Origin of the sequence: Nocardioides deserti (assembly GCF_014266025.1) — a bacterium.
Taxonomy (GTDB): Bacteria; Actinomycetota; Actinomycetes; order Propionibacteriales; family Nocardioidaceae; genus Nocardioides; species Nocardioides deserti.
Genome location: NZ_JACMYC010000009.1, coordinates 1 through 22,538 on the forward strand (window position 1 = coordinate 1; position 22,538 = coordinate 22,538).

Genomic DNA, 22,538 nt, shown 5'->3' on the forward strand with positions numbered 1-22,538 from the left:
GGCCGGGCGGAGGCGGCGGCAGGTCCGTCGGACCGGTCGGCGGGGCCGGCAGCGGTGCCGGCGGCGGGGGCGGCGGCGGGGGCGGCACCGGGGTGGCGGCGGTGGCGGGCTCGTCGTCCTCGTCGGTGACCTCGGACAGCTCGGTCTCGTGCTCGGGACCGAAGTCGTCGGGCTCGTCGACGGCGGCGACCCCGACGGGTCCGGTGCCCATGGCCTCGGCGGGGTGCTGTAGCCGGGAGAGGCGCACCAGGCCGGTGGTCGCCAGCAGGTCCGGGCCGGCCGGCCGCTCGTCGAGGACGACCGACAGCGCCGAGACGCTGACCCAGGACCGCTCGACCCAGGTGCTCGCCGAGGCGCCGTCGACCTCGACGGTCTCGCCGTCGGCGGCGACGGTCACCCGCACCCGGCCGCGCACGAGCAGGCGGGTGGCGCCGTCGTCGGTGGTGGTGGCGAGCACGAAGGCCGGCAGCGCGCGGAGGCCACCGGAGAGCAGCGCGTCGACGAGGTCGTCGGTCGAGGCGCCGCCGTCGACGAGCGACCACAGCGCGGCCGCGCGGGTGCGCTCGTCGGGCGGGAGGAGCAGGACCGTGTCGTCGCCGAGCACGCCGTACCACTCCCCCGGCCGGTAGGACCGGGTCGTCTGCTCGCTCACGGCAGGGCCCCCAATTTCTGCTCGAGACTCACCCGTTGGGCGTCGGAGTCGTAGGAGAACTCGCTGACCAATCCCACCACATCGACGACGACGACCGTCGCGTTGTCCTTGCCACCGGCGGCGAGCGCCGCGCCGACGAGCTGGTCGGCGGCGTCCCGGGGGTCGTCGGCGCGGGCGAGGATCTCGGCCATCAGGTCGTCACCGATCATCCCGGTGACGCCGTCGGAGCAGAGCACGAGCCGCTCGACCGAACCGAGCGGCAGGAGGAAGTAGTCGGCCTCGGCGGCGTCCGGGCCCCCGAGCGCGCGGGTGATGACGTGCCGCTCGGGGTGGACCGCGGCGTCGTCCTCGGTGATGGCGCCGGCCTCGACGAGCTCCTGCACCACGCTGTGGTCCACGCTGACCTGCTCGAGCCGGCCCTCGCTGAAGCGGTAGATGCGGGAGTCACCCAGGTTGGCGAGCAGCCACTTGGGCTCGCCGTGGTCCTCCACGAGCAGCGCGACGACGGCGGTGGTGCCGGCGTGGAACCCGCCGGCTCCGCGGGCGCGCTGCGCCGCGCCGTACTCCGAGATCCGGCGCTGGCAGTCGCGCAGCGTCCCGGCGATGACGTCGGTGCCGCGGGCAGGGTCGTAGCCGGCATCGGCGAGCCGGCCGAACTCCTCGACCACGATCGCGCTCGCGACGTCGCCGCCCTCGTGGCCGCCCATGCCGTCGGCGACGACGAAGACGGGCGGCGCCGCGAGGTAGGAGTCCTCGTTGACCTCGCGCACCAGCCCCACGTCGGTCGCGGCCCCGTGGTGGAGCTCGACGGCCTTCACGGGCGGCTCGGTAGCGTTGAGGGGATGCCCGGACACCGCTCGCTCGCCGACCAGCTGCGCAGCTGGTCGGACGAGCGCTTGTCCCGGCTCCTGCACGAGCGTCCCGATCTCGCCACTCCCGCCCCTCATGACTCCGGCCAGCTGGCGTCCCGCGCGGCCACTCGATCGTCCCTGATGCGTGCGCTCGACGGCCTCACGAGGCTCGAGCTCTGCGTCCTTGATGCCCTCGTCGTCGCAGGTCAAACCACACCAGAGGAACTCGTGACGTTGGTGCGCGCCGCGCCGGGGGCGACGTCCGCGGCGCTGGACCGGCTGCTCGACCTGGCGCTCGCCTGGGAGTCGACCGCGGGAGTCCGCGCGCTGACCGGCGTCGCGGAGGCGATGGCCGGCGTCCGCGGGGGCGGCACGAGCGGCCTGCACCCGCGCTCGGCGGACGCCCCGCCGCCGGGGGAGGTGCGGCGCCGGCTGGACGAGCTGTCCCCCGCCGCCCGCACGCTGCTCGAGCACGTGGCCGAGCAGGGCGGGGAGGCGACCACCGGCACCTCGCGCCACCACGTGAGCGTCGCCGACGCCGCGACCCCGGCCGAGGAGCTGCTCGCCCGACGGCTGCTCGTGCCTCGCAGCGGCGGCGTGGTCGTGCTGCCCGGCGAGGTCGGGCTGGCGCTGCGCGGCGGCACGACCACCCGGGAGTCGGTCGACGAGGTGCCCGAGGTCGTCACCTCCGAGCGCTCCGGCGACCTCGTGGACCGCGCCGCGGCGGGCGCCGCCTTCGAGGTCGTACGTCGCGTGGAGCTCCTGCTCGACCAGTGGAGCACCGCGCCACCGACGGCACTGCGCAGCGGCGGGCTCGGCGTGCGCGACCTCAAGGCGACCGCGACGCTGCTGCACGTCGACGAGCCGACCGCGGCGCTCCTGGTCGAGACGGCGTACGCCGCCGGGCTGCTCGCCACCGCGGCCGACCGCGACGGCAACCCGGCGTGGGTGCCGACCGACCTGTTCGACTCCTGGTCCGCGCAGGAGCCCGCCGCGCGGTGGGCCGCCCTGGCCCGCGCCTGGCTGGACACCGCGCGGCTGCCGAGCCTCGTCGGCCAGCGCGACCCGCAGGGCAAGGCGTGGAACGCCCTGCAGCCCGAGCTGTCCTCGGGGCTCGCCGCCGAGGCTCGGCGGATGGCGCTGGAGGTGCTCGCGGACCTCCCGCCGGGCACGGTCGTGGCCTCCGGGACCGGCCCGCCGTCGGTCGTCGCGCGCGTCGCCTGGCTGCGCCCGCGGCGACCCCGCACGCGGGCCGACCAGGTCGCGGCGGCGCTCGTCGAGGCCGCGGCGCTCGGGCTGTGCGGGCTGGGCGGCCTGGCGACGTACGCACGGGCCCTGCTGCACGGCGACGACCCGGCACCGTCCCTCGCGGGGCTGCTGCCCGAGCCGGTCGACCACGTGCTCCTCCAGGCCGACCTGACGGCGGTCGCGCCGGGTCCGCTCGAGTCCTCGCTCGCGCGCCGGCTGCAGCTGGTCGCGGACGTGGAGTCGCGGGGCGGGGCGACGGTCTACCGGTTCACGCCGGGCTCGGTGCGCCGCGCCCTGGACTCGGGGTGGACGGCGGTCGAGCTGCACGAGTTCGTCGGGTCGGTGTCGCGGACGCCGGTGCCCCAGCCGCTGACGTACCTCGTCGACGACACCGCCCGCACCTACGGCGCGGTGCGCGTGGGCGCGGTCGAGGCGTTCCTGCGCTCGGACGACGAGTCGGCGCTGACCGAGCTCGAGCACCACCCGAAGGCGGCCGGGCTGGGGCTGCGGCGGATCGCGCCGACCGTCCTGGTCTCGACGACGCCGCTGGACGTGCTGCTCCCCCGGCTGCGCGAGCTCGGCGGCTCCCCGGTCGTGGAGGCGCCCGACGGCACCGTGCACGTCGCGCGGCCCGACGTGCTGCGTGCGCGGACGCCCAAGGACCGCCGCGCCCTGGCCGGCGCGAGCGCCCGTGCCGCCGCGCACCGCTCCGCCGCGGCCAGCGCCGTCGTCACCGCGATCCGCTCCGGCGACCAGGCCGCGCAGACCCGTCCGGCGACGGCGGCCACGCTGAGCCCCAGCGGGTCGCTGGCCGCGCTGCGCGAGGCGGTCGAGACCCGCGCGTCGGTGCTCATCTCCTACGTGGACAACCACGGCACGTCCACCGAGCGGATCGTCGACCCGGTCTCGGTCGAGGGCGGCCAGCTGACCGCCCACGACCACCGCAGCGACGACGTCCGGACCTTCGCCGTGCACCGGATCACGTCGGTCAAGCCCGTTGCGGCGTCTCCGTAGACTCGTCCGGTGGACTTCCTGAGGTACGCCGAGCAGTCGGCCGCGCTGCTCAACGCGGACCTCCCCGACGTCGACGCGCTGCGGGACCACCTCGCCGGGCGGGCCTGGCTCCAGGAGCAGGCCACCGACCGCGACTGCATGCTGCTGCGCAAGCACCAGCGCGAGCTCCGGCCGGTCTTCGAGGCCTCGGCCGGCGGCGACGTCGCCGGCGTGGTCGAGGGGCTCAACGAGCTGATGACGCGGCACCCGGTCAGCCCGCGGATCACCGACCACGACGGCCACCTGCACGTCCACGTCGCCAGCCGCAGCGCGTCGGTGGCCGAGCTGCTCGTCGGCGAGTCCCTGCTGGGGTTGATGACGCTGGTCTGCGACCTCGGCCCGACCCGCCTCGGGGTCTGCGCGGCCGCCCCCTGCACACAGGTGTACGTCGACACCTCCCCCAACCAGTCGCGCCGCTACTGCTCGGACCGCTGCTCCTCGCGGGCCAACGTGGCGGCGTACCGAGCCCGGCAGAAGGCAGTCGCACCCGCATGAACGACGGACCGCTCATCGTCCAGTCCGACAAGACCCTGCTCCTCGAGATCGACCACGAGCGTGCGGCCGACTGCCGCAAGGCGATCGCTCCGTTCGCCGAGCTCGAGCGGTCCCCGGAGCACGTGCACACCTACCGGCTGACGCCGCTGGGGCTGTGGAACGCCCGCGCCGCCGGCCACGACGCCGAGCAGGTCGTCGACACGCTGCTGGAGTACAGCCGCTACGCCGTGCCGCACGCGCTGCTCGTCGACGTCGCGGAGACCATGGCCCGCTACGGCCGGCTGCGGCTGGACAAGCACCCCACCCACGGGCTGGTGCTCACCTCGACCGACCGGCCGGTGCTCGAGGAGGTGCTGCGCGCCAAGAAGGTGCAGGGCATGCTCGGCGAGCGCATCGACGAGGACTCCGTGGTCGTCCACGCCTCCGAGCGCGGCAACCTCAAGCAGGCGCTGCTGAAGATCGGGTGGCCGGCCGAGGACTTCGCCGGCTACGTCGACGGCGAGGCGCACCCGATCTCGCTGCTCGAGGACGACTGGCAGCTGCGCGACTACCAGCGCGACGCGGCCGAGTCGTTCTGGCACGGCGGTTCCGGCGTGGTCGTGCTGCCCTGCGGCGCCGGCAAGACACTGGTCGGCGCCGCCTCGATGGCCCAGGCGCAGGCCACCACGCTGATCCTGGTCACCAACACCGTCTCCGCGCGCCAGTGGAAGGACGAGCTGGTGCGGCGCACGTCGCTGACCGAGGACGAGATCGGCGAGTACTCCGGCTCGGTCAAGGAGGTCCGACCGGTCACCATCGCGACGTACCAGGTGCTGACGACCAAGCGGAAGGGCGTCTACCCCCACCTCGAGCTGCTCGACGCCCGCGACTGGGGCCTCATCGTCTACGACGAGGTGCACCTGCTGCCCGCGCCGATCTTCCGGATGACCGCGAACCTCCAGGCGCGGCGGCGGATCGGGTTGACCGCGACGCTCGTGCGCGAGGACGGCCGCGAGGGCGACGTGTTCTCCCTCATCGGGCCGAAGCGGTACGACGCGCCGTGGAAGGACATCGAGGCGCAGGGCTGGATCGCCCCCGCCGACTGCGTCGAGGTGCGGGTGACATTGCCGACCGACGAGCGGCTCGTGTACGCCGTGGCGGAGCCCGAGGAGCGCTACCGGCTCGCCTCGTGCACCGCGGAGAAGACCCGCGTCGTGCGCGACATCGTCGCCTCGCACCCGGGCCAGCCGACGCTGGTGATCGGGCAGTACATCGAGCAGCTCGACGAGCTCGCCGCCTCCCTCGGCGCCCCCGTCATCAAGGGCGACACCCCCGTGAGGGAGCGGCAGCGGCTCTTCGACGCGTTCCGCTCCGGCGAGGTCGGGCTGCTGGTGGTGTCGAAGGTCGCGAACTTCTCCATCGACCTGCCCTCGGCCGAGGTCGCGATCCAGGTCTCCGGCTCCTTCGGCTCCCGCCAGGAGGAGGCGCAGCGGCTCGGCCGGCTGCTGCGGCCGAAGTCGGAGGGGAAGACCGCGCACTTCTACACGATCGTCTCCCGCGACACCGTCGACGCCGACTTCGCCGCCAACCGGCAGCGGTTCCTCGCCGAGCAGGGGTACGCCTACCGGATCCTCGACGCCGAGGACCTGCCGGCCTGAGGGTGCTCGTCGGCCGCTGCGGCTCCCGGGGATCGGGGGTCGTGTGCCTGGAGACGGCGTACTTCTGGGCCTCCAAGCACCCTCCTGGGCCTCCGCAACCACACCCAGCCGCAGCGGGACCCGGCGTCTCACCGCCCCGCGACGAATCGGAGCAACGGCGGCGGCGGTCCTAGGGTCGGAGGCGTGAAGGCACTGCTGCTGGAGAACATCCACCCGGTGGCCGTCGAGTCGCTCGAGGCCAAGGGGTACGAGGTCGAGCTGCTCGCGCGCTCCCTCTCCGAGGACGAGCTGGTCGAGGCGCTCCCGGGGGTCTCGCTGCTCGGGATCCGGTCGAACACCAACGTCACCGGCAAGGTGCTGGCCAATGCGCCGGACCTGCTGGCGGTCGGCTGCTTCTGCATCGGCACCAACCAGGTCGACCTCGCCGCGGCGACCGAGCGCGGCGTGGCGGTGTTCAACGCGCCGTACTCCAACACGCGCAGCGTCGTGGAGCTGGTCATCGGCGAGATCATCGCGCTGGCCCGTCGGCTGCCGGAGAAGATCGAGAAGATGCACGCCGGCGTGTGGGACAAGTCGGCGAAGGGCAGCCACGAGGTGCGCGGGCGGACGCTGGGCATCGTGGGCTACGGCAACATCGGCACCCAGCTGTCCACGGTCGCGGAGGCGCTCGGCATGCGGGTCGTCTTCTTCGACACCGCCGACCGCCCGGCCCACGGCAACGCGCGCCGGATGTCGACCCTCGACGAGCTGCTCGCGATCTCCGACGTCGTCAGCCTGCACATCGACGGCCGGCCGGGCAACGCCGGCCTCTTCGGGCACGAGCAGTTCTCGAAGATGAAGCCGCGCGCGATGTTCGTCAACGCCGCCCGCGGGATGGTCGTCGACACGGAGTCGCTGCGCGAGCACATCCTGTCCGGCCACATCGCCGGCGCCGCGATGGACGTCTTCCCGGTCGAGCCGAAGGCGCAGGGCGACCCGTTCGAGTCGCCGCTCCGCGGGCTCGACAACGTGATCCTGACCCCGCACGTGGGCGGGTCCACGCAGGAGGCGCAGGAGGAGATCGGCTGGTTCGTCTCCGGCAAGCTCGCGTCGTTCGCGCTGCACGGAAGCACCGCGCTGTCGGTCAACCTCCCGGCGGTCAACGTCCCGGAGCTGCGCACCGGCCACCGGCTCGGCTTCCTGCACCGCAACGTCCCCGGCGTGCTGGCCCGGCTCAACGAGATGCTCGCCGAGCAGGGCGACAACGTGGTCCAGCAGCAGCTCGCGACGCGCGGCGAGGTGGGGTACGTCGTCACCGACGCCGCCCAGCCGCTCTCCGCTGGCTCGCTGGAGCGGCTCGCCGCCTCCGAGAACGGGCTCTGGGTCCGCACCTGGTCGGCCTGAGCCGCTCCGCGGATCCTGTCGGTCCGCGGCTCAGCGGCTCCCGACGTCCGCCCGCGGCAGCGGACCGACGCCGCTGGTGCGGCCGGGTCGCGCGGCCGCGTGCCGCTGGCCGGGGCCCGGTCCGCTGCGGGCGGCCAGCGCGTCCGCGACGAGACCGGTGACGGCGGCGTACACGCCCTTGTGCAGCAGGTCGACGGCGAGCTCGCCGCGCGGCCAGGTCTGCGGCGGGGCGCCGACACCGGTGGCGTTCTCGAGCAGCTGGTCGGTGGTCAGCCGGACGACGCCGAACTTCGCGGACGCGAGCGGCCCGCGGAGGCCGGCGTGGGCCATCGCCGAGCGCAGGACGCCGACGAGCGCGGCCTGGCCGTGGTGCATCGCCCAGTTCGTCGCGAGCGCCCGGCCACCGGTCTGCTCCGGAAGCCCGGTGAGCCGCTCGAGGACCCGGGCAGGGACGTAGGAGCTCGGGCGGCCGGTCAGCCGCTGCTCGACCTTCTCCCCCAGGGTCATCACCGCGACGCCCACGGCGCCGGCCAGCAGTCCCTCACCCACGACGCGCCCGATCATGGGCGCCGGGTACCCGGGGTTGCGGTCGGCGAACCGGCGACGGGCCGGTGGAGCGGGGTACGACGACGAGGGGCCGCCCCCATGGGCGACCCCTCGTCGTACCCGTCCACCACCACAGGGACGTCTAGGCCGGCTGGTCCGCGTCCAGCCGGGCGAGCTCCTCGTCGGTGAGCTCGAGGTCGGCGGCCGCGGCGGAGTCGGTGATCGACTGCGGCCGCTTGGCGCCGGGGATCGGGATGACGACCGGGGACTGCGCGAGCTCCCAGGCCAGCGCGACCTGCTGGGCGCTGACGCCGCGGGCCTCGGCGACCTCGGCGAAGGCCGGGTGCTTCTCGGCGAGCGACTTGGCGTCGCCGAGCCCACCGAGCGGGCTCCACGGCAGGAACGCCAGGCCGAGCTCCTCGCACACGTCGATCTCGGGCCGGCTGGAGCGGAACGCCGGGGAGAACTGGTTCTGCACGCTCGCCAGCGCCCCGCCGAGCACCGCGTGCGCGGCGCGGATCTGGTCCGGGTCGGCGTTGGAGAGGCCGACCATCCGGACCTTGCCGCTGTCGGCGATCTCCTTGAGCGTGCCGATGACCTCGTCGTACGGGACCTTCGGGTCGGGCCGGTGGTGCTGCCACAGTGCGATCTGCTCGACGCCGAGCCGCTGGAGGCTGGCGTCGACGGCTGCCCGCAGGTGCTCGGGCGAGCTGTCGGTGTCCCAGCCGCCACCGTCGGTGCGGACGTGGCCGCCCTTGGTGGCGAGGAGCACCTGGTCACGCACGCCGAGCTCGTCGAGCAGCCCGGCGATCAGCTCCTCGTTTGCGCCCTGGGCGCCGATGCCCTTCTCCTCCCCCGGCCCGTAGGCGTCGGCGGTGTCGAAGAGCGCCACCCCCGCGTCGAGCGCCGCGCGCACCGTGTCGGCCAGCTGCTCGCGCGGCTGGCTGCCGGACTGGTCGAACGTCATCAGCCCGAGGCCGATCGCCCCGACCTCCACCCGGCCGACCTGGTCGTTGCCGATCACTCGTGTCCTCACCGCGGCTCGGTGCCCAGGGCGCCGGGGCCGAAACCCGGGAGCGCAACGGGGTACGGGCGGAGGCGTGGAACGGATCAGCCCCACCCTGCTCAGCTGGGCGTCGGTGCTCGAGGAGGGCACTCGCGCCCAGGCCGTGACGACCGCGTCGATGCCCTTCATCCACCCGCACGTCGCGCTGATGCCCGACGCCCACCTCGGCCTCGGCGCGACCGTCGGGTCGGTGATCCCGACGAGGGGCGCGATCATCCCGGCCGCGGTCGGCGTGGACATCGGCTGCGGGATGATCGCGGTCCGCACCCAGCACTCCGCCGCCGACCTCCCCGGCGACCGGCGGCGGCTGCGCGAGGCCGTCGAGCGGGCGGTCCCGCTGTCGGCGGGCGCCCGCAACGACGCGGTGACCCGCGACCACACCCGCGAGCGGCTGACCCTGCTGCGCAGCGAGGCCGAGGAGATCGGCCTGGACCCCGCGTCGTACGCCAAGCACTGGGAGCTGCAGCTCGGCACCCTCGGCTCGGGCAACCACTTCATCGAGGTCAGCCTCGACGAGGAGGACCGGGTCTGGCTGTTCCTGCACTCCGGCTCCCGCGGCGTCGGCAACAAGATCGCCCAGAAGCACGTCGCGGTCGCCCGGAAGCGGTGCGAGCGCGAGGGCATCGACCTCCCCGACCGGGACCTTGCGTGGCTCGCCGAGGGCACGCGCGAGTTCGACGCCTACATCCGCGAGATGCAGTGGGCGCAGCACTACGCGCTGCTCAACCGCGAGGAGATGATGGACCGCCTCGTCGCCGAGGTGGAGCGGTGGACCGGCGGAGCCGTCGAGCGCACCGAGGAGATCAACTGCCACCACAACTACACCGAGCGCGAGACGCACTTCGGCGAGGACGTGTGGCTCTCGCGCAAGGGTGCGATCAACGCCGAGGCCGGCCGGCCCGGCCTCATCCCCGGCTCGATGGGGACGGCGTCGTACGTCGTCGTCGGCCGTGGCGACGAGGACTCGCTCCGCTCCGCGCCGCACGGGGCGGGCCGGAGCTTCTCGCGGACGCGGGCGCGCAAGACGTTCTCCCAGGACGACCTGCGAGCCGCGATGGCCGGCATCGAGTACCGCGACACCTCCGCCTTCATCGACGAGATCCCCGCCGCCTACAAGGACATCGACGTCGTCATGGCCGACGCCCGCGACCTGGTCGAGGTCCGGCACGTGCTGCGCCAGATCGTCAACGTCAAGGGCGACTGAGGACGGGCGCCGGCTCCGCGACGGCGAGCGTCGTGCCGGCAGCAGGGATGGTGGCGGGCGGCCTGCCGGCTCGGGCGGTGGCGAGGGCGACGAGCACCAGCCCGGCGCCGAGGACGACGCCGTGCAGCACGCGCACGCCCGGCGTGCCGAAGAACTGCGGCAGGTAGGTGACGAGGCCGAGGCCGGCCAGCACGCCGCCGGCGCGTCCGAGACGACCGGTGTGCCAGAGGCCGTGGGCGAGCCGGCCTCCGACGAGGACGAGCACGAGCAGCCCCAGCCCGAAGGTCGTGACCTCCAGGGGTGCGTAGCGGAAGGCGTCGGCGACCGAGAGCACCCCGGCGTCACCGGAGTCGAGGGCATGCCGTCCCACGGCGTGCAGGCCGTAGGCCTCGGCGCCGTAGTAGGGCAGCAGCAGTGCGACGGCGAGCCACGCCCGCGACTCCGCCTCCCGCACGGGCCGCCCGGTCCAGGGCCACGGCGGTGCGGCGGAGGCGACCCGCAGGGCCACGGCGATGGCGACGAAGCCGACCATGCCGAGGGCGTGCGAGAGCAGCCAGGCGGTCGACGCGAAGTCGGCCGCCCCGGCCGCGCCGGACTCGGGGCCGTAGGGACGCAGCGCCGGGTAGGTGGCGAGCGCGACGCCGGCGACGGCGAGGGCAACGGCGGTGGTCGTGGCGGCGGTGGCGGGGCGCGAGCGGTTCATTGATCCTCCAAAGTGTGAGCGGTGCTCTCTGTTCGAGGCGAGCGTGGCACACGCATGCCACCGATGGCAAGAGCACCGCTCTCTCTTTGTGCCATGCTGGTGCCATGACCGGAGCACCGACGCCGCGGGCGGTCGCGCGGGCCGAGACCACCGCCCGGATCAAGGAGCTGGCGCTCGCACAGCTGGCCGAGAGCGGCGCCTCGTCGCTCTCCCTACGGGCCGTCGCGCGTGCGCTCGACCTCGTCTCGAGCGCGATCTACCGCTACTACGCCAGCCGCGACGAGCTGATCACCGCGCTGATCGTCGACGCGTACGACGACCTCGCCGCGGCCGTCGAGGTGGCGGTCGAGCACCCGCGGCGCGGCGCTCGCCACCGGTTCGTGGACGGCTGCGCGGCCATGCGCACCTGGGCGCGCGCGGAGCCACACCGCTGGGCGCTGATCTACGGGTCGGCGATCCCGGGGTACACCGCCCCGGCCGACACCGTTGCGCCCGCCGCGCGGGTCGTGCGCGCACTGTGCACACCGGTCGCCGACGACCGCGGCATCGGGACCGGCCGGGATGTCGGCGGCCGGCTCGGCGCTCAGCTCGACGCGACCGGCGCGGCCCTCGACCTCGACGTCGACCGCGCCACGATGCTCACCCTGATCGGCGCCTTCGGCCGGCTGGTGGGGCTGCTCACGCTGGAGCTCAACGGCCACTTCGTCGGCGGCCTCGAGCCGGCCGACGACCTGTGGGCCGCCATCGTGGAGCGCGAGGCGGACGACCTCGGGCTGTGAGCGGCTCGCGGCCCGGCCGTGCCGCGAGCCGTGACCGCGTAGGTGCCGGTCCGTAGGCTCGAGCACGTGACCACGGTGCGCGAACGGCTGGGCCAGGCGCTCTTCCTGCGGGTCGCCGGGCCCGACGGGGCGAAGCAGGCCGCCCGCATCCACGGCCGCCCCGGCCCGCGGTGGTTCGAGCCCGACAGCCCCATCGCCCGCGTGCACGGCGACGCGTCGATGTTCGTGGGCGGCATCCGGGCGCTGCTCCTGCAGACGCTCCACCCGGCCGCGATGCGCGCGGTCTCGGAGCACTCCGGCTTCCGCGGCGACATGTGGGGCCGGCTCGCCCGTACCAGCACGTTCCTGGCGGTCACGACCTTCGGGCACGCCGACGACGCGCAGCAGGCGGTCGACATGGTGCGCCGCATCCACGACCGGATCACCGGCAGGATGCCGGACGGGTCGGCGTACGCCGCGAGCGACCCGCACCTGCTGAGGTGGGTCCACGTCGCGGAGGTCGACAGCTTCCTGCTGGCCCACACGACGTACGGCGCGGAGCCGCTCGACCAGGCCGGCCGCGACGAGTACGTCGCCCAGGTCGGCGAGGTCGCCCGCCGGCTCGGCGTGATCGACCCGCCGACGAACGAGGCCGAGCTGCGCGAGGCGCTGGCGGCGTACCGTCCTGAGCTGCGCGGCACCCCCGAGGCCCGTGAGGCCGTGCGCTACCTGCTCTTCAAGCCGCCGCTCCCGCTGCCGGCCCGCGCGCCGTACGGCGTGCTGGTCGCCGCCGCGGTCGGGCTGATGCCGGCCTGGACCCGCCGCCACCTGCTGCTGCCGTGGCTGCCGGTCTCGGAGCGGACGGTCGTGCGGGTGCTGGGCTCGTTCGCGGTCGGAACGATCCGGTGGGCGATGACGGCCTCGGGCCCGGCCGCACCGCGCACGGCCTCCTGAGACGCGCCGTTCCCCGAGCCGGTTTCTTGAGGCAACCCTGAGCCGTTCTTGCGCGCTCGGCGGGTCGGCGTTCCTAGGCTGCTCGCATGGGGACCCCTTCCGCCCGCCGTCGTGCCCGCCGTCGCGTCTGGGCGCTGGCACTCGTCGTCGGCCTGCTGGCCTCGCTGCTGGCCGCGCTCGGCCCCGCAGCGCCCGCCCAGGCCGCCAACGGAACCGTGCGCGGGCAGGTGATCAACCCGCAGGGCGGCAAGGTCAACCTGAAGATGCTGTGGTTCAGCAAGGACTGGCGCTACCTCGGCGAGCGCCGGGTCACCTCCGACATCTACTCGCTGTCGCTCCCGCCCGGGACCTACCACCTGCAGTTCGTCGACCAGCGGCCCGCGTACGACGTCACCAAGTACGCCCCGGCCGACGTCACCGTCCGGCTCGGTTCCGGCCAACGCATCCAGAAGGACGTCCGGCTCGAGCGCGGCGCCGCGATCACCGGCACGGTCCGCGCCGGCGGCAGGCCGGCGGCCGGCGCTCGTGTGGTGGCCGCCAACACCTTCCGCCAGTCCTACGAGACCAAGGCCAACGCCAAGGGCCAGTTCGCCATCGGCGGGCTGCCGAGCAGCAGCTACTCGGTGTGGGGCTACGACCGGCAGGCCCAGTTCGTCGGTCCCAGCGTCTACCTGCGGGGCCTGAAGCGCGGCAAGGTCGCCGACACGAAGGTGGTGCTCGGCAAGCGCGGCGGCAGCCTGCTTGTCGACCTGCAGAAGCCGGACGGCAGCCGGATGGACGGCAGCTTCTTCGTCACGGTCAGCAGCAAGCGCACCGGCCAGTTCTGGACCGCGAAGGCCAAGAGCGGGACGGTGACCTTCCAAGGCCTCTTCCCCGGCAAGTACGTCATGGACGCGCCCGGCGTCGGCATCTGGCTCGCCCGCCGCGGCAACGTCTCCGGTGCCTTCGTCAAGGCCGGCCGTGCCGACCTTGCGAGCACCTTCCGCTGGACCAAGCGCGGCGCCTGGGTGACCGGCAGCGTCGTCGACGAGTCCGAGCCCGACATCGCGCTCGGCGGCGCGCAGGTCCTGCTCTTCGACAGGTCCGGCGCCAAGGTCGCGACCGCCACGACCAACGACGCCGGGCGGTTCACCCTCAGCGGCGCGATCCTCAGCCAGAAGGGCATGACGATCGTCGCCTCGCCCGGCCCCTACACCGACTACCTCGGCCCCGGCGACGCCGGCAAGTGCCGCTTCGGCCGCACCGAGCTCAGCGGGATCTCGGTGCGCACCAGCGAGCAGACCGACGTCGGCGACGTGCTGCTGCCCCGCAAGCCCGGCCAGAGCGGGGCCTGCGCGGCCTGAGCGGCCTGAACGGCTCGGTCACCGAACTGACCACTGGGCGTGCCAGAGGTGGCGACTCGGCCGAGGGTCAGGCGACGGTCATGTCCGCGTCGCCCCAGTAGGCGCGCATGCTGGTGATCCGCGCGTCGTCGTCGAAGGTCATCACGTCGAAGGGCGCCAGCACGTAGGTCTGGTCGCCGGCCTTCGTGCGCACCTCGAACGCGAACACCGCCTCTCCCGCGACCACACGAGCGTCGACGAGCCGGGTCTCCTGCTCGAGCCCCTCGAGGGTGGCGTAGAAGGCGTGGATCGCCTCGCGCGTCGTCAGCGGCTCGCTGCCGACCGGGTCCTCGACGGTCGCGCCCTCGGCGTACAGGTCGACGATCTGGTCGGCGGTCCCCGTCGCGACCAGCTCGACGTACTTCTCGACGACGGCGCGGACGGCTTCGTTGCTCGCAGGCATGGCCCGCAACCTAGCCGTTTGCCAGACTGGGCGGGTGGACGACGACCATCTGCTCGCCTCCTGGCCGCTGACCACCGGCGAGGAGGTGCGCGACCAGCTCGCCGCGGCGTACGGCTCGCCCGACCGCGACTACCACGACCTCCGGCACCTGACCGAGGTGCTCGCCCGGCTCGAGGAGCTCGCCGGGCGCGGGGCGGTCTTCGACCGGCTGCCGGTGGTGCTGGCAGCGTGGTTCCACGACGGGGTGTACGACGGCGAGCGGGACGCCGAGGAGCGCTCGGCCGCGTGGGCCGAGGACGCGCTGACCGCCCTGGTCGACCCGGCGGGCGACCAGGCGGTGGACGAGGCCGTGGTCGCGGAGGTCGTGCGGCTGGTGCGGCTCACCGAGACCCACCGGCCCGAGGACGACGACGCAAACGGCTGCGCCCTCTCCGACGCCGACCTCGCGATCCTGGCGGCGCCGCGCGGGCGGTACGACGAGTACGTCGCGGCCGTGCGCCGCGAGTTCGCCCACCTCGACGAGGAGACCTTCCGCGAGGGCCGCGCGCAGGTGCTCCTCTCGCTCGCCGAGAAGGAGCACCTGTTCCACACCGCCTGGGCGCGCGAGCACTGGGAGGGACCCGCCCGCGCCAACCTGGCCCGCGAGCTCGACGAGCTGTCCCGGACGCCCGCGTCGGCCCGGGTGTGATGCTCAGGCGCCGCGCTTGCGCCGCCGGAGGCCGGCCGCGACCAGGCGGGCGACCAGCTCGCGCGAGCTGACCGGCGCGGCGCCGGAGGCGACGACCGTCTCGTACCACTCGGCCGGGACGTCGTAGTGGTCGCGGTCGAAGCCGCGCTCGGGGATGCCGAGCTCGCGCGCGAACGCGTGCAGCTCCTCGAAGGACGCGTCGCTGGCCAGGTGCGACCACAGCCGGCCGTGGCCGGGTGCGTTCGGCGGGTCGACGAGGATCACGGCAGACCCGTACCCCTCAGCCGAGCAGCCGGCGCCACGAGCGGACGTGGCCGGACTCGACGTAGGAGCGGTGCGACGCGCCGGGGCGGACCTGGGTGTCGACCGCGAGCTGGCGGACGCCGGCCCGCAGCAGCCACGGGACCTGCTCGGCCTGGAGCCCGCCGCCCGCCACGAGCAGCCCGGCGACGGCCGGGTCCGCGGCGGCGGCCAGCAGGTCGTCGTACCCGACGGTCATGCCCTGGGGCGACCCGGCGGAGCGCACGCCGGCCAGGCCGGGCAGGCCGAGCACGCGGCGCCAGGAGCGGCGCGGGTCGAGGGTGGCGTCGAAGGCCTCGGAGAAGACCCAGGGCAGCCCGTCGGGCAGCTGCTCGGCCAGCGCCGTGCAGACCGCGACGTCCACCTCGAGGTCGGCGTCGAGGAAGCCGAAGCCGAACCCGGCCGCCCCGCACGCGGCGTAGTCGGCCGCCAGCCCGACCAGCCGGGCGAGCTCGCCGCCGGTGGTGGTCCAGGAGTCGCCCAGCCGGAGCTCGACGAGCACGGGCAGGTCCGACTCCCGGCAGACCGCCGAGACCAGGGCCGGTTCCGGCGACAGGCCGCCGGGTGCGGCCAGCCGCAGCCGGTCCGCCCCGCCCTCGGCGGCGCCGGGCACGTCCCGCTCGTGCGCGACGGCGACCTCGAGCACCGCTCCTCGCCCCGGGTCGCCTGCGTCCATGCGCCCAGGCTAGGGCGCGGACCCGCCCGCTGGCGCCCAGCGCCGCGCCACGTCGGCCAGGACCCGCCCGACCAGCGCCGGCGGCGGCTGCTCCCAGACCTCGTCCCAGGTCGTGCGTCCGTCGGCGACGCGGGCCGCGAGGGCCTGGAGCTCGACCGGGGCGTCCGGTCCGCAGGCGGCGGCCAACGACTCGCGCAGGCCGGCGTCGAGGGGCTCGTCCCCCGTCGGGCCTGTTGTGCTGGCCGGGCCCGTCATGCCGCGAGCTCCGCGAACGCCGCCAGCCGGTCGCGCTGGGTGTCGGCCCAGTCCGCGACGTCACGCTGCAGGTCGAGCACCGTGTCGACCAGGTCGATCACGCGGCGTACGTCGTCGATGATGTCGGTGACCGCGTCGAGCCCGCGCAGCGCCAGCTCCGCGGCGAACGTCGCCCAGCCGGTCGGTCCGCCGACGCGGGCGAGCAGGCGGCGGGCCAGGCGGGCGATGGCCTTGCCGAGCTCGACGAGCAGCATCTCGACCTTCACCCCGAGCCGCTCGGAGACGTCGGCGACCTCCTCGTAGAGCAGCCAGCCACCGTGGACGACGGCGGCGAGCCCGCGCGCGGCGACCGCCTGGACGCCGAGGTCGAGCGTGAACGTCGTGCCCGCGGCGCCGTCCCAGCGCGGGTCGACGGTGGCCGCGACGGAGGCGAGGTTCTCCGACCAGGTGCCGAGGGCGTCGGCGACCTGGCGGCAGGCGGTGGCGTTCTGCCGGATGGCGCCGTAGTCGCCGGTGAGCGGGAGCACCAGCAGCTCCTGCAGCGAGCCCTCGGGCAGCAGCGGCAGCCCGGCGCCGACCCGGTTGAGGGCGCGGATGCCGGTGTTGACGACGTCGCGCAGCGCCGAGATCGCGCCGTCCCAGGCCTCGAAGGTCACGTCGTGCCGGAGCTCGGGCCGGCCGGGGGCCGGGTCGTGGAGGTGCAGGTCGACGAGCATCACGCCGCCTCGGGGAACGGCGAGCCCGGCAGCTCCGGCACCCGCGGCAGGCAGCCGGGCACGGCCGCGTCGGACGCCTCGAGCTCGCTTGTGGCCACCTCGACGCCGTGCCGGAGGTCGGCGAGCGCGTCGACCGCCGTACGTCCCGTCGCCTCGAACGCCGCCCGCACCACCTCCATCGCCTCCGCCAACGGCCGCAGCAGGCACACCGGGCTCGGCTCGAACCCGTCCGGCCGGGCCACCCACCGCACCGCGTGCGCGGTGATCGTCGCGGCCTGGCCGGCCGTCTCGTCGAGGACGCCGGGCAGCCGCCGCAGGTCGTCCCAGTCGGTCACGAACAGGTCCATCTCTCCACCTCCGAGGCACCGGTCGCGCCGTGCGTCCGGTCCTCCCGGGTTGCCCGGGACCGGCCCGGCTTGAAACGCGAGCGACCATGGGGCTGTGGACAACGCGCTGTTGATGAACGCCCGGGCCCGGGTGCTGGCCGACCTCGAGGCACGTCGCCACGCCACCGCCGCCGCCGTCTCGGTGCTCGAGGACGCGTGCTCCTCGCGCCAGTGGTGGGCCGAGCAGTGGCCCCAGGGAGAGGTGTACGTCGCCGGGCTGGTCGCCCAGGACGTCCAGGACGCCCTGCTGGAGACCGCCGGGCGGTGGCCGCTGTGCCTGGGCTGCGGGGACGACGCCCCCGAGCACGCGCTCTACATCCAGCCCGACCTCGGCGGCCCCGACCCGGTCTGGGTGTGCGAGGAGTCCGGCGAGGCGGTCGCCCCGCTCGGCGGGCTGTAGCCGCCCGCCGGTTGCGCCCGCTCGTGCTCGCGGGGTCAGGCACCGGGGCGGGTGGCCCGTCCGTCGAGCCAGAGCGTGTCGGTCTCGTCTCGGTGGCTGCCGCTGGTGCCGACGTGCTTGCTGCTGATCCGCGGACCCTTGACCACCACGTGGGCGAGCGCGGCTGCGTGCCCGTGGCCCAGCCCGTGCTCGGCCTTGAACCACGCGATCACCTCGCTGGTCCGCGAGGAGGCGTCGAGGCCGTCGGCGTTGGCCTGCTCCACGAGCGCCCGGGGAGTGAGGCCGGTCTGCTCCTCGGCCTTGTCGAGGTAGGCCTGGAAGGACATGGGGCGCTCCTGTCGTCGGTGCCCGGGCGGCACGGGCGAGGTGGCTGACCGGCGCCGGGCGGCGTGCTCATCGCTCGCGGGACATCTCAGGGGAGTCCTGCACTTATCGGGGCAGATCTGCCCCGATATGTGCAGGGGTCACCGGTTGACCGGTGACTCCTGCAGCCGGCGATCCGGTCAGGAGTCCTGGCCGAGCTGCACCCAGAGGGTGAACCGGTCGGCGCGGTAGACGGTGCGCGAGACCTCGACGACCTTCTCGCCGGCGATGGCCCGGCGGGAGTGGCGCAGCACCGAGGCGCCCGCCTCGACCTCGAGCAGGGTGGCCTCCTCGGGGGTGGCCTTGTCGGCGGTGATCGAGTCCTCGGCCCAGGTGGGGCGCAGGCCGCGCGACTCGAGCGCGTCGTAGAGGCTGGTCGGCATCCCGCTCTGCAGGAAGCCGGGCAGGAGCACCTCGTTGAGGTAGGCGTCCTCGAGGCACATCGGCTTGGCGTCCGCGCGGCGCAGGCGGCGCCAGTGGATGACCGCGTCGCCCTCGCTGAGGCTCAGCGCGCGGGCGACGCCCGGGCCGGCCTGCTCGCGGCGGGCGAGGAGGGTCTGCGACTCGGCCAGCAGGCCGCGCCGGTTCATCTCCTCGGTGTAGCCGGTGATCTTGCTGGCCGTGCGGCGCGGTCGGGCGACGAACGTGCCGCGGCCGGGGATGCGCTCGAGCAGCCCCTCGACGACCAGCGCGTCCATGGCCTGGCGCACGGTCATCCGCGCGACGCCGAAACGGTGGACCAGCTCACGCTCCGAGGGAGCGGGCGATCCGGGAGCGCACCCGGTGACCAGGGAACGCACGTACTCGCGCACCTGGACGTGCTTGAGCGCACGGCCGTCAGTCACCAGCACTTCGTCCACGAGGGTGAGACTAGGCGGACCAGACCACCGCTGTCCCGGGTTTGGTGAAGAACCGGAGCAGATTTCGCACGTCCCGTGCCTCACCCGCTCGGGCCCCGTGGTGGCTCGGTCGTGGCTCGGTCGTGGCTCGGTCGTGGCTCGGTCGTGGCTCGGTCGTGGCTCAGTCGGGGCTCAGTCGGGGCTCAGTCGGTCGCGATCGCACGCAGCACGTCGAGCCGCGCGGCGCGCCGGGCCGGCAGCACGGCGGCGAGCACGCCGACGACGACCGCGACAAGGAGGAACGCCGCCAGCTGGCCGACCGGCACGCTGATCACGTCGAGCCCCTCGTCCCGCAGCGCCCGCATGAGCGCGACGCCGAAGAACGTGCCGAGGACGGTGCCGAGCACCGCGCCGAGCACCGCGATGACGACCGACTCGAGCGTGATCATCAGCCGCAGCTGGGCGCGGCTGAGCCCGATCGCGCGCAGCAGGCCGACCTCGCGGGTCCGCTCGATGACCGAGAGGGCGAGCGTGTTGACGATGCCCAGCACGGCGATGACCAGCGCCAGCCCGAGCAGCGCGAAGATCATCAGCACCAGCTGGTCGATCGGCTCCCGCTGCTCGGCGGCGAAGCCGGCCTCGTCCTTGACCGTCACCACCGGGCTGTCGGCGACGACCTCCTCGAGCCGCTCCTGGAGCCCGGCGGCGGCGCCGTCCTCGGCGTCGACGACCACGTAGTTGTCGCGGTCGGGGAAGCCGGCCGCCAGCAGCGTGTCGACGGTGGTCAGCAGCGGGAAGAACACGATCGGGTTGTCCTCGAAGAGGCCGACCACCTCCCACCGCGCCTCGCCGGTCGGCAGGTCGAGCGTGACCGTGTCGCCGACGGCCACGCCCTCGTCCTCGGCCCACGACTCCTCCACCACGACCGTCTCGTCGCGCAGCGGGTCAGCGGAGCCCTCGACGAGGGTCAGTCCCAGGTCGTCGACGGCGTCGGGATCGGTCGCGGAGATGCCCTGGTCGTCGCCGTCCCGCTCACCGAACGCGAACCGCTCGCGCAGCACCGCCGCCACCCCGTCGACCTCGGCCATCCGCTCCGCGATCGCGGGCGAGAACTCTCCGCCGAAGGCGCTGCTCACGACGTAGTCGCCCACGAAGCTCTCCGCCACCGACTCGTCGACGGTCGCCTTCGCCGAGTCGCCGACGATCGCCATCGTGCAGGCCAGCGTCAAGCCGATCATCAGGGCGGACGCGGTGGCGGTGGTGCGCCGCGGGTTGCGCAGGCTGTTCTGGCCGGCGAGGTTGCCGACCGCGCCGAAGACCCGGGCGTACGCCGCCCGCGCGGCGCCCAGGAACGGCCGGCTGAGCACCGGGCTGGCCGCGGCGACCCCCAGCAGCACGGCGAGCACGCCGAGGCCGACCCACCAGCCGGCGCGCGGCACGTCGGCGAACAGGCCGGCCGCCAGCGCGGCGAGCCCGGCCACGGCCAGCACCAGGCCGGCCCACAGCCGCCGGCGCAGCGAGCCCTCGGGCAGCGCCACGTCGTCGCGCAGCGCTTGCACCGGCGCGATCCGCGCGGTGCGGCGGGCCGGGAGCCACGCCGCGGCCATTGTGACGAGCACGCCGACGGCGTACGCCGCGACGACGGTGCGCGGCTCGAAGACCAGGCCCTGCCCGGTGAGGTCGAGCCCGAAGGAGGAGGTGACCGCACGGATCCCCTGAGCGAGCAGCACGCCGAGGCCCAGCCCGACGCTCGAGCCGACCAGGCCGAGCACGAGCGCCTCGAGCTGGACCGACCAGGTGACCTGCCGCTTCGAGGCACCCAGCGCGCGGAGCAGCGCCAGCTCGCGGCTGCGCTGCGCGACGAGGATCGAGAACGTGTTGACGATGAGGAACGACCCGACGACGAGCGAGATGCCGGCGAAGATCAGCAGGAAGGTCGTCAGGAACGACACCGCCTCGAGCAGGTCGGAGGCGGCCTCGTCGGCGGCGTCGTCGCCGGTCACGGCCTCGACCCCCTCGGGCAGCACCGCGCGGACCCGCTCGGCGAGCTCCTCCTGGGAGACGCCGTCCTCGGCCGTCACCCACACGTCGTTGTAGACGTCGCGGCCCTCGAGGAAGAGCTCCTGCGCGGTCGCGGTGTCGAACTGCGCGAGGGTCGCGCCGTTGAGCGAGCCGCCCTCGGCGAACTCGGCGATGCCGACCAGCTCGGCGTCGAGGTTGAGCCGCTCGGTGGAGGTCACGAAGGGGACGCGGTCGCCGACGTCGTACCCCGCGCGCTCCGCGGTCCGCTCGTCCAGCACCACCTCGCCCGACCGCCGCGGCTCGCGGCCCTCCTGGACCGCCAAGCCGGTGAGGCCGTGGCCGGCGGGCGCGTCGTTCCAGTTGCCGCCGAGCGCCGGCGGGCCGAGGCCGCCCACGATCTTGCCGTCGATGTCGACGACGAAGACGCCGACCGCGGTGACGTTGCCGTCGGCGCGCGCCGCGCCCGGCACGTCGGCGAGCTCGTCGACGAGCGCCGCCGACAGCGTCTGGGTCGAGGGCGCGCCCTGCGTCGTGGTGCCGCCGACCGGACGCACCACCACGTCGCCCACGGTGGAGGCGAAGAGCGCGGTGAAGCTGCGGCCGAGGGTGTCGGAGAAGACCAGCGAGCCCGTCACGAACGCGACCCCGAGCACGATCGCGAACGTGCTCATCAGCAGGCGCAGCTTGCGCCCGAGCAGGCTCTTGAGGGCCGCGCGGATCATGCCGGCGCGCTCATCCGGGCCATGACCTCGAGGACCTGCTCGCGGTCGGGGCGCCGCAGCTCCTCGACCACGCGGCCGTCGGCGAGGAAGACGACGCGGTCGGTGTACGCCGCCGCGACGGGGTCGTGGGTGACCATCACGACCGTCTGGGAGTGCTCGTCGACGCTTCGGCGCAGCAGCTCGAGCACCTCAGCGCCCGAGCGGGAGTCGAGGTTCCCGGTCGGCTCGTCGGCGAAGACGATCCGCGGCCGGCTGACCAGCGCCCGCGCGACAGCGACCCGCTGCTGCTGGCCGCCCGAGAGCTCGCTCGGCTTGTGGTGCAGCCGGTCCCCCAGGCCCACGGTGGCGACCACGGCGTCGTACCACTCCTGGTCGGGGCGGCGCCCGGCGATCGAGAGCGGCAGCGCGATGTTCTCCCCCGCGGTCAGCGTCGGCACCAGGTTGAACGACTGGAACACGAAGCCGATCTCGTCGCGGCGCAGCCGGGTGAGCTCCTTGTCCCTCATCGCGGTCAGGTCCCGCTCGCCGACGAGCACCTGTCCGGAGTCGGCGGTGTCGAGGCCGGCGCAGCAGTGCATGAGGGTCGACTTGCCGGACCCGCTCGGGCCCATGACGGCCGTGAACTCGCCGGCCGCCAGGTCGAGGCTCACGTCGTCGAGCGCACGAACGAGCGCCTGCCCGCTCCCGTAGGTCTTCGTCAGGTGGCGCACGCGCGCGGCCGGGTCGGTCATGAGGGACACGATCCCGCGCAGCACCGACGACGCGCCACCGGGATGTCCCTGACCCGCACCCCGGTGCTCGTCGGGTCGTCATCCGGGCCTTGTCCGTCGAACACG

25 protein-coding genes are annotated in these 22,538 nt (G+C 74.3%); 10 read left to right on the plus strand and 15 right to left on the minus strand.

Annotation, left to right across the window (positions count from 1 at the left end; all coding sequences use genetic code 11):
• Together H7344_RS14930 and H7344_RS14935 are read right to left on the minus strand one after the other, a co-directional pair.
• The coding region (locus tag H7344_RS14930; RefSeq protein ID WP_222130720.1) for a hypothetical protein at positions 1 to 652 on the minus strand (652 nt) is incomplete at its 3' end.
• The gene (locus H7344_RS14935) at positions 649 to 1,470 is read right to left on the minus strand and encodes a PP2C family protein-serine/threonine phosphatase (RefSeq protein ID WP_229707113.1); all 822 of its coding nucleotides are present in this window, start codon (positions 1,468 to 1,470) and stop codon (positions 649 to 651) included. The genes H7344_RS14930 and H7344_RS14935, both read right to left, overlap by 4 nt.
• A 24-nt stretch (positions 1,471 to 1,494) precedes the next feature.
• Between H7344_RS14935 and H7344_RS14940 the strand changes: the two genes are divergently transcribed.
• The 4 genes from H7344_RS14940 (at position 1,495) to serA (ending at position 7,319) form a co-directional block, all read left to right on the plus strand.
• Positions 1,495 to 3,765 (plus strand): helicase C-terminal domain-containing protein, encoded by a 2,271-nt coding sequence (locus tag H7344_RS14940; RefSeq protein WP_186346810.1) that lies wholly within the window; start codon positions 1,495 to 1,497, stop codon positions 3,763 to 3,765.
• 9 nt (positions 3,766 to 3,774) lie between these two features.
• The gene (locus H7344_RS20780; RefSeq protein ID WP_186346811.1) at positions 3,775 to 4,299 is read left to right on the plus strand and encodes a CGNR zinc finger domain-containing protein; all 525 of its coding nucleotides are present in this window, start codon (positions 3,775 to 3,777) and stop codon (positions 4,297 to 4,299) included.
• On the plus strand, positions 4,296 to 5,936 hold the full coding sequence (locus tag H7344_RS14950) for a DNA repair helicase XPB (RefSeq protein WP_186346812.1): 1,641 nt from the start codon (positions 4,296 to 4,298) through the stop codon (positions 5,934 to 5,936). The genes H7344_RS20780 and H7344_RS14950 overlap by 4 nt, the downstream gene beginning before the upstream one ends.
• 183 nt (positions 5,937 to 6,119) lie before the next feature.
• Positions 6,120 to 7,319: a phosphoglycerate dehydrogenase gene (gene serA / locus H7344_RS14955; protein ID WP_186346813.1), complete on the plus strand. Its 1,200-nt coding sequence runs from the start codon at positions 6,120 to 6,122 to the stop codon at positions 7,317 to 7,319.
• 30 nt (positions 7,320 to 7,349) lie between these two features.
• Here the strand turns inward: serA and H7344_RS14960 are convergent, their stop codons facing one another.
• Positions 7,350 to 7,883, minus strand: a complete 534-nt coding sequence (locus tag H7344_RS14960; protein ID WP_186346814.1) for a hypothetical protein — start codon at positions 7,881 to 7,883, stop codon at positions 7,350 to 7,352.
• Between the two features lie 124 nt (positions 7,884 to 8,007).
• Positions 8,008 to 8,901, minus strand: coding sequence for an aldo/keto reductase (locus H7344_RS14965; protein WP_186346815.1), 894 nt, complete (start codon positions 8,899 to 8,901; stop codon positions 8,008 to 8,010).
• A 64-nt stretch (positions 8,902 to 8,965) separates the two neighbouring features.
• Between H7344_RS14965 and H7344_RS14970 the strand changes: the two genes are divergently transcribed.
• Positions 8,966 to 10,135, plus strand: coding sequence for an RtcB family protein (locus H7344_RS14970; RefSeq protein WP_186346816.1), 1,170 nt, complete (start codon positions 8,966 to 8,968; stop codon positions 10,133 to 10,135).
• On the opposite strand, the gene H7344_RS14975 is transcribed toward H7344_RS14970, so the two are convergent.
• Positions 10,122 to 10,838: a hypothetical protein gene (locus tag H7344_RS14975; protein WP_186346817.1), complete on the minus strand. Its 717-nt coding sequence runs from the start codon at positions 10,836 to 10,838 to the stop codon at positions 10,122 to 10,124. The genes H7344_RS14970 and H7344_RS14975 overlap by 14 nt on opposite strands.
• Before the next feature lie 104 nt (positions 10,839 to 10,942).
• Here H7344_RS14975 and H7344_RS14980 point away from each other — a divergent pair, with 104 nt between their 5' ends.
• The 3 genes from H7344_RS14980 (at position 10,943) to H7344_RS14990 (ending at position 13,893) form a co-directional block, all read left to right on the plus strand.
• Positions 10,943 to 11,617 (plus strand): TetR/AcrR family transcriptional regulator, encoded by a 675-nt coding sequence (locus tag H7344_RS14980; protein WP_186346818.1) that lies wholly within the window; start codon positions 10,943 to 10,945, stop codon positions 11,615 to 11,617.
• A gap of 66 nt (positions 11,618 to 11,683) precedes the next feature.
• On the plus strand, positions 11,684 to 12,550 hold the full coding sequence (locus tag H7344_RS14985; RefSeq protein WP_186346819.1) for an oxygenase MpaB family protein: 867 nt from the start codon (positions 11,684 to 11,686) through the stop codon (positions 12,548 to 12,550).
• 86 nt (positions 12,551 to 12,636) lie between these two features.
• The gene (locus H7344_RS14990; protein WP_186346820.1) at positions 12,637 to 13,893 is read left to right on the plus strand and encodes a carboxypeptidase-like regulatory domain-containing protein; all 1,257 of its coding nucleotides are present in this window, start codon (positions 12,637 to 12,639) and stop codon (positions 13,891 to 13,893) included.
• A 67-nt stretch (positions 13,894 to 13,960) separates the two neighbouring features.
• On the opposite strand, the gene H7344_RS14995 is transcribed toward H7344_RS14990, so the two are convergent.
• Positions 13,961 to 14,335 carry a nuclear transport factor 2 family protein gene (locus H7344_RS14995; RefSeq protein WP_186346821.1) on the minus strand — a complete coding sequence of 125 codons (375 nt, stop codon included), beginning with the start codon at positions 14,333 to 14,335 and terminating at the stop codon, positions 13,961 to 13,963.
• Between the two features lie 34 nt (positions 14,336 to 14,369).
• Here H7344_RS14995 and H7344_RS15000 point away from each other — a divergent pair, with 34 nt between their 5' ends.
• Positions 14,370 to 15,023, plus strand: coding sequence for an HD domain-containing protein (locus H7344_RS15000; protein ID WP_229707114.1), 654 nt, complete (start codon positions 14,370 to 14,372; stop codon positions 15,021 to 15,023).
• Between the two features lie 3 nt (positions 15,024 to 15,026).
• Here H7344_RS15000 and H7344_RS15005 read toward each other — a convergent pair whose 3' ends face one another.
• From H7344_RS15005 to H7344_RS15025, 5 genes are read right to left on the minus strand one after another with little or no spacing between them, the layout of a single operon-like run.
• A complete protein-coding gene (locus H7344_RS15005) occupies positions 15,027 to 15,287 on the minus strand; it encodes a DUF4031 domain-containing protein (protein WP_186346823.1) in 261 nt (86 codons plus the stop codon).
• A 16-nt stretch (positions 15,288 to 15,303) separates the two neighbouring features.
• Positions 15,304 to 15,999, minus strand: coding sequence for a copper homeostasis protein CutC (locus H7344_RS15010; RefSeq protein ID WP_186346824.1), 696 nt, complete (start codon positions 15,997 to 15,999; stop codon positions 15,304 to 15,306).
• A gap of 9 nt (positions 16,000 to 16,008) precedes the next feature.
• Positions 16,009 to 16,254: a hypothetical protein gene (locus tag H7344_RS15015; protein WP_186346825.1), complete on the minus strand. Its 246-nt coding sequence runs from the start codon at positions 16,252 to 16,254 to the stop codon at positions 16,009 to 16,011.
• Positions 16,251 to 16,970: a WXG100 family type VII secretion target gene (locus tag H7344_RS15020; RefSeq protein WP_186346826.1), complete on the minus strand. Its 720-nt coding sequence runs from the start codon at positions 16,968 to 16,970 to the stop codon at positions 16,251 to 16,253. The genes H7344_RS15015 and H7344_RS15020 overlap by 4 nt, the downstream gene beginning before the upstream one ends.
• Positions 16,970 to 17,317, minus strand: a complete 348-nt coding sequence (locus H7344_RS15025) for a hypothetical protein (protein ID WP_186346827.1) — start codon at positions 17,315 to 17,317, stop codon at positions 16,970 to 16,972. The genes H7344_RS15020 and H7344_RS15025 overlap by 1 nt, the downstream gene beginning before the upstream one ends.
• A 94-nt stretch (positions 17,318 to 17,411) precedes the next feature.
• Between H7344_RS15025 and H7344_RS15030 the strand changes: the two genes are divergently transcribed.
• Complete coding sequence (locus tag H7344_RS15030; protein WP_229707115.1) at positions 17,412 to 17,756, plus strand: hypothetical protein; 345 nt, start codon at positions 17,412 to 17,414, stop codon at positions 17,754 to 17,756.
• A gap of 35 nt (positions 17,757 to 17,791) precedes the next feature.
• Here H7344_RS15030 and H7344_RS15035 read toward each other — a convergent pair whose 3' ends face one another.
• From H7344_RS15035 to H7344_RS15050, 4 genes are all read right to left on the minus strand, one after another.
• Positions 17,792 to 18,082, minus strand: a complete 291-nt coding sequence (locus tag H7344_RS15035) for a DUF4287 domain-containing protein (RefSeq protein WP_186346828.1) — start codon at positions 18,080 to 18,082, stop codon at positions 17,792 to 17,794.
• Between the two features lie 177 nt (positions 18,083 to 18,259).
• On the minus strand, positions 18,260 to 18,979 hold the full coding sequence (locus tag H7344_RS15040) for a GntR family transcriptional regulator (protein WP_229707116.1): 720 nt from the start codon (positions 18,977 to 18,979) through the stop codon (positions 18,260 to 18,262).
• Positions 18,980 to 19,161: 182 nt separating this feature from the next.
• Complete coding sequence (locus tag H7344_RS15045; protein WP_186346829.1) at positions 19,162 to 21,702, minus strand: ABC transporter permease; 2,541 nt, start codon at positions 21,700 to 21,702, stop codon at positions 19,162 to 19,164.
• On the minus strand, positions 21,699 to 22,433 hold the full coding sequence (locus H7344_RS15050; protein ID WP_186346830.1) for an ABC transporter ATP-binding protein: 735 nt from the start codon (positions 22,431 to 22,433) through the stop codon (positions 21,699 to 21,701). The genes H7344_RS15045 and H7344_RS15050 overlap by 4 nt, the downstream gene beginning before the upstream one ends.
• Between the last annotated feature and the right edge of the window lie 105 nt (positions 22,434 to 22,538).

Coding starts and splice junctions, on each gene's coding strand:
- H7344_RS14940 (WP_186346810.1), top strand. CDS start 1,495: ATGCCCGGACACCGCTCGCTCGCCGACCAGCTGCGCAGCTGGTCGGAC.
- H7344_RS14950 (WP_186346812.1), top strand. CDS start 4,296: ATGAACGACGGACCGCTCATCGTCCAGTCCGACAAGACCCTGCTCCTC.
- H7344_RS14960 (WP_186346814.1), bottom strand. CDS start 7,883: ATGATCGGGCGCGTCGTGGGTGAGGGACTGCTGGCCGGCGCCGTGGGC.
- H7344_RS14975 (WP_186346817.1), bottom strand. CDS start 10,838: ATGAACCGCTCGCGCCCCGCCACCGCCGCCACGACCACCGCCGTTGCC.
- H7344_RS14980 (WP_186346818.1), top strand. CDS start 10,943: ATGACCGGAGCACCGACGCCGCGGGCGGTCGCGCGGGCCGAGACCACC.
- H7344_RS14990 (WP_186346820.1), top strand. CDS start 12,637: ATGGGGACCCCTTCCGCCCGCCGTCGTGCCCGCCGTCGCGTCTGGGCG.
- H7344_RS14995 (WP_186346821.1), bottom strand. CDS start 14,335: ATGCCTGCGAGCAACGAAGCCGTCCGCGCCGTCGTCGAGAAGTACGTC.
- H7344_RS15010 (WP_186346824.1), bottom strand. CDS start 15,999: ATGGACGCAGGCGACCCGGGGCGAGGAGCGGTGCTCGAGGTCGCCGTC.
- H7344_RS15015 (WP_186346825.1), bottom strand. CDS start 16,254: ATGACGGGCCCGGCCAGCACAACAGGCCCGACGGGGGACGAGCCCCTC.
- H7344_RS15020 (WP_186346826.1), bottom strand. CDS start 16,970: ATGCTCGTCGACCTGCACCTCCACGACCCGGCCCCCGGCCGGCCCGAG.
- H7344_RS15025 (WP_186346827.1), bottom strand. CDS start 17,317: ATGGACCTGTTCGTGACCGACTGGGACGACCTGCGGCGGCTGCCCGGC.
- H7344_RS15035 (WP_186346828.1), bottom strand. CDS start 18,082: ATGTCCTTCCAGGCCTACCTCGACAAGGCCGAGGAGCAGACCGGCCTC.
- H7344_RS15045 (WP_186346829.1), bottom strand. CDS start 21,702: ATGATCCGCGCGGCCCTCAAGAGCCTGCTCGGGCGCAAGCTGCGCCTG.
- H7344_RS15050 (WP_186346830.1), bottom strand. CDS start 22,433: ATGACCGACCCGGCCGCGCGCGTGCGCCACCTGACGAAGACCTACGGG.